The sequence below is a fragment of the Streptomyces sp. NPDC006655 genome, assembly GCF_040703965.1.
Lineage (GTDB): Bacteria > Actinomycetota > Actinomycetes > Streptomycetales > Streptomycetaceae > Streptomyces.
Genome location: NZ_JBEYJU010000028.1, coordinates 92,523 through 96,587 on the forward strand (window position 1 = coordinate 92,523; position 4,065 = coordinate 96,587).

The following is a 4,065-nucleotide window of genomic DNA, read 5'->3' on the forward strand; positions in this document are numbered from 1 at the left end:
GGCTTCGCGGCCGGGCCGGACTCCTCGGCCGGACCGGCGCTCCCCGCGGCCGCACCGGACTTCGCGGTCCGGTCGGTGCGGAGCGGCGGGCTGGATGCCGCCCTACAACTCGCGATCACCGGGATGGTGGACCACCTCGTCGACACCATGACCCCGGCCGACGACCGGCGGCTGTGGCCGGTGTCCACCCTTGCCGGCGAGACCGACCCCTGCACCGTGCAGCAAGGCGCGGCGGGCGTCCTGGCGGTCCTGACCCGGTACTTCGAGCTCACCGGCGACCCCCGCCTGCCCGACCTGATCTGCACCGCGGGCCACTGGATCACCGCCCGTACCGGCACCCGCTCCGTCCGTCCCGGCCTGCACTTCGGCGGCCGCGGCATCGCCTGGGCGCTGTACGACGCCGGACGCGCCGTCGACGACCGCGCGCTCACGGACCACGCGCTCGCCCTGGCCCTGGCCCCGCTGGAGCCGACCCCCAGCCACGACATCACCCACGGCTGCGCGGGCAGTGGACTGGCCGCCGCCCACCTCTGGCACCGCACCGGCGACCCGCGCCTGGCCGCTCTGGTCGTCGACGCCGCCGACCGGCTGGCCGCCGCCGCACAACCCGAACCGTCCGGTGTGAGCTGGCCCGTCCCCGCCGAAGCCGTCTCCGAGGAGGCCGGCAAACGCTACCTGGGCTTCGCCCACGGAACGGCGGGCATCGGCTGCTTCCTGCTCACCGCCGCGGCCGTCTCCGAGCGGCCGGAACACCTGGAACTCGCCCTGGCCGCGGGAGAGCACCTGGTCGCCAACGCCGTGCTGGTCGGCCGGGCGGCCCAGTGGCCGGCCCAGGCCACGGACCCGCCGACGGCCCCGTACTGGTGCCACGGTTCGGCGGGCATCGGATCCTTCCTCGTCCGGCTCTGGCGGCGGACCGGGGACAAACGATTCGGCGAGCTCGCCCGCGGCGCCGCGCACGCCGTCGTGGAGCGTGCCTCGCGCGCCGCCCTCGCCCAGTGCCACGGGCTGGCGGGCAACGGCGACTTCCTCCTCGACCTGGCCGACGCCACCGGCGACCCCGAACACCGGGCGGCGGCCGCCCACCTGGCCCGCCTCATCGTCTCCGAACGCGCCCACCGCGACCGCCACGTCGTCTTCCCCAACGAGTACGGGGACGTCTCGACGAGCTGGAGCGACGGCTCCGCGGGAATCCTGGCGTTCCTCCTGAGGACCCGCCACCCGGACTCCCGCCCCACAGACTCCCGGCACTGGTCCGTCCAGCAGCCGGGATGAGCGACAGGGGACCCACCTGCCGCAACCGCTCACAGAAGGAGAAAGTCATGGAGAACCAGGCCCTCGAGCTGCTGGCCGAACTGCACGCCCTTCCGGAGACGGACCCGGTCGACTTCGACGGAGCGTCGTTCTCAGGTACCTGTGCGTGCGTCGGCCTGCTGACGCTGCTCAACACCGTCTGTGTGGGCGTCAGCTGCGCCTAGCCGACACACTCCGGCCGGTGGCCGCCCTCGGGCGGCCACCGGCCGGAACCAGGGACACTGCGGCCGGCAGGCCCGCGGCACGCACCCCCGTGGACGAGGAGCCGACCATGCAGCCACCCGCCGGAGACACCGCTCGCACCCGCGCGCCCGCCCCGGCCACCACCCGCCCCGAATCCGTCATCCGCACGCGCGGCCTGGTCAAGGGCTACCCGGGCCCGGACGGCACCACCACCCACGCCGTGCGCGGCCTCGACCTGGACGTCCTCGAAGGCGAGACCTACGCCTTCCTCGGCCCCAACGGCGCGGGGAAGTCCACCACCCTCGCCCTGCTGTGCGCCCTGGCCCGCCCCACCGCCGGACAGGCCATGGTGGCGGGCGCCGACGTCCTCAGCCGGCCGGACCTGGTACGGCGAACGGTCGGGATGCTCTTCCAGCACAGCGCCCTCGACCCGGACCTGACGGCCGAACAGAACCTGTACCTCCACGCCCGCCTCTACGGACTGCGCCGCCACCGTGCCCGCCTGCGCGTCACCGAGATGCTCGAAGCGGTCGCACTGGCCGACCGGCGGCGTTCCCCGGTCCGCACCCTGTCCGGAGGCATGCGACGCCGCCTGGAGCTCGCCCGCGGCCTGCTGCACGCGCCCCGGGTGCTGTTCCTCGACGAGCCGACCACCGGACTCGACCCGCACGCCCGCGCCCAGGTCTGGGAGTACCTGCGCACACTGCGCGCACGGCACGGCAGCACCGTCCTCGTCACCACGCACTATCTGGAGGAGGCGGAGAACTGCGACCGCCTCGGCATCCTCGACCACGGCCGGCTCGTGGCCGAGGGCACGCCCCTCGCCATGAAGGCCGCGATCGGAGCCGACCGGGTCACGCTGCGCACCGGCGACGACCCGGCGGCCCGCCGGGTCGTGGAGCGGACCGTGCCGCCCGGCCCCGCCGTCACCCTGGACGCCGACGGGATCTCCCTGCGGCTGCCCGACGGCAGCGCGTGGCTTCCCCGCCTCTGCGCGGCGCTGGCAGCCCACGGCATCGCGGTGCACGCCGCCTCCGCGACCCCGCCCACCCTCGACGACGTCTTCTTCCACCACACCGGCCGCAGCATCCACGACCCCGGCCACCGCCCCGCCCCGGCCGCCCCGGCGCCCGGCGGACCCACGGCGGCGACCGAGGAGGCCCCGTGACCGCACCCGCTCTCCCGGCCCCGGACGCCTCCCGCGCCTCCGGCCCGGCCCCGTGGACCTCCCTGCGCCACGAACTGCGGGCGGTCCACGCCCTGGTCCACCGCGACCTGCTGCGCCTGTCGGTCCAGCGCGTCCACACGGCCCTGATGCTGGTCCAGCCGGTGCTCTACCTCTTCGTGCTCGGGGGCGGACTGGCCGCGCTGATCCCGCACGCGTCACTGGGCGTCGGCTACCAGACGTACCTCTTCCCGGGCATGCTGATGATGACCGTGCAGGCGCCGGCCGTCGTCGTCGGCATCCGTCTGATCACCGACCGGCAGAGCGGTTACCTGCGCGAACTCCTGATGGCCCCGGTCAGCAGGCCCACCCTCCTGCTCGGCGGCTGCGCCGGCGGCACCGTCGTCTCCACGGTGCAGGGCGCCGTCCTGCTCGCCCTGGGCGGCGCCGTCGGCCTGCCCTACGACCCGCTCCTGCTGGTGCTGCTCCTCGCCGGCCTCATCCTGGCCTCCTTCACCGTCACGGCGCTGTCCCTGCTGCTGGCCGTCAGCATCGCCCGGCCCGAGATCTTCCAGATGCTGCTCGGCCTGGTGATGATGCCGCTGCTCTTCCTCTCCGGCGGTTTCTTCCCGCTGGAGAACCTGCCGGGCTGGGCCCGCACGGTGGCCGCCGTCAACCCGCTCGCCTACGGAGTGGACCTGCTCCGCCGCTGCATCGCCCTGCGCGTCCCGGTCCGGGTGACCCCCCTGGGCGTCGAGTGGGCCGGCCGGCAACCGCCCCTGCTCCTGGAAGGCACCCTCCTGCTGACCGTCGGAGTCGTGGCCCTGGTCTGGGCCGCCCGCCGCTTCGGCCGCCCCGAATGACACCCGAGGACACCCGAGGACACCCCGAGGACGCGGATCCGGTCCGGGCGGCAGGTTCTAGGGTGGAGCGCAGTTGCCGTAGAACAGGAGTGCTCATGCCGCAGATCACCGTCGACTACACTGCCGCCGCGGGCGCGGCCTTCGACAAGGCAGGCTTCGCCAGGGCCCTGCACACCGCCGTCGTCGAGATCGCCGCCGCCAAGCCCGAGGCCTGCAAGACCCTGTTCCGCGCCGCCGACGACACGGCCTACGGCTACGCGGAGGAGGGCGGCCACGCCATCGTGCACGTGACCTTCGGCCTGCTGGCCGGCCGCACCGAGGAGACCAAGGCGAAGCTGACCGAGACCACCCTGGAACTGCTCCGCGCCCACCTGAAGCCCGAGGGCCTCGTCCTGCACGCCTCGGCGGAGGTCCGCGACCTGGACCCGTCGTACTGGAAGTACGAGGGCTAGGGCCCTTCTGATGGATCTCCGCGGCGTCGCGACGCCCGGCACGCACGCTCGACGCACGGGGTGGCGGGCCAGGTGGCTCCGCCACATG

The 4,065-nt window shown here is 74.3% G+C and carries 5 protein-coding genes; all 5 read left to right on the forward strand.

What is annotated here, in order from left to right; translation table 11 throughout:
• Positions 1–1,275: lanthionine synthetase LanC family protein (locus tag AB0958_RS18500; protein ID WP_366891490.1), on the forward strand; the 1,275-nt coding region annotated here is incomplete at its 5' end.
• Between the two features lie 47 nt (positions 1,276–1,322).
• The gene (locus AB0958_RS18505) at positions 1,323–1,478 is read left to right on the forward strand and encodes a VenA family class IV lanthipeptide (RefSeq protein WP_165941413.1); all 156 of its coding nucleotides are present in this window, start codon (positions 1,323–1,325) and stop codon (positions 1,476–1,478) included.
• Between the two features lie 107 nt (positions 1,479–1,585).
• Positions 1,586–2,665, forward strand: a complete 1,080-nt coding sequence (locus AB0958_RS18510; protein ID WP_366891491.1) for an ATP-binding cassette domain-containing protein — start codon at positions 1,586–1,588, stop codon at positions 2,663–2,665.
• Positions 2,666–2,727: 62 nt separating this feature from the next.
• Positions 2,728–3,525, forward strand: coding sequence for an ABC transporter permease (locus AB0958_RS18515; protein ID WP_366891497.1), 798 nt, complete (start codon positions 2,728–2,730; stop codon positions 3,523–3,525).
• A 95-nt stretch (positions 3,526–3,620) separates the two neighbouring features.
• Entirely contained in the window at positions 3,621–3,977 is a 357-nt protein-coding gene (locus tag AB0958_RS18520; RefSeq protein WP_366891492.1) for an isomerase, read from the forward strand.
• Positions 3,978–4,065: the final 88 nt, after the last annotated feature.

Coding starts and splice junctions, on each gene's coding strand:
- AB0958_RS18505 (WP_165941413.1), top strand. CDS start 1,323: ATGGAGAACCAGGCCCTCGAGCTGCTGGCCGAACTGCACGCCCTTCCG.
- AB0958_RS18510 (WP_366891491.1), top strand. CDS start 1,586: ATGCAGCCACCCGCCGGAGACACCGCTCGCACCCGCGCGCCCGCCCCG.
- AB0958_RS18520 (WP_366891492.1), top strand. CDS start 3,621: ATGCCGCAGATCACCGTCGACTACACTGCCGCCGCGGGCGCGGCCTTC.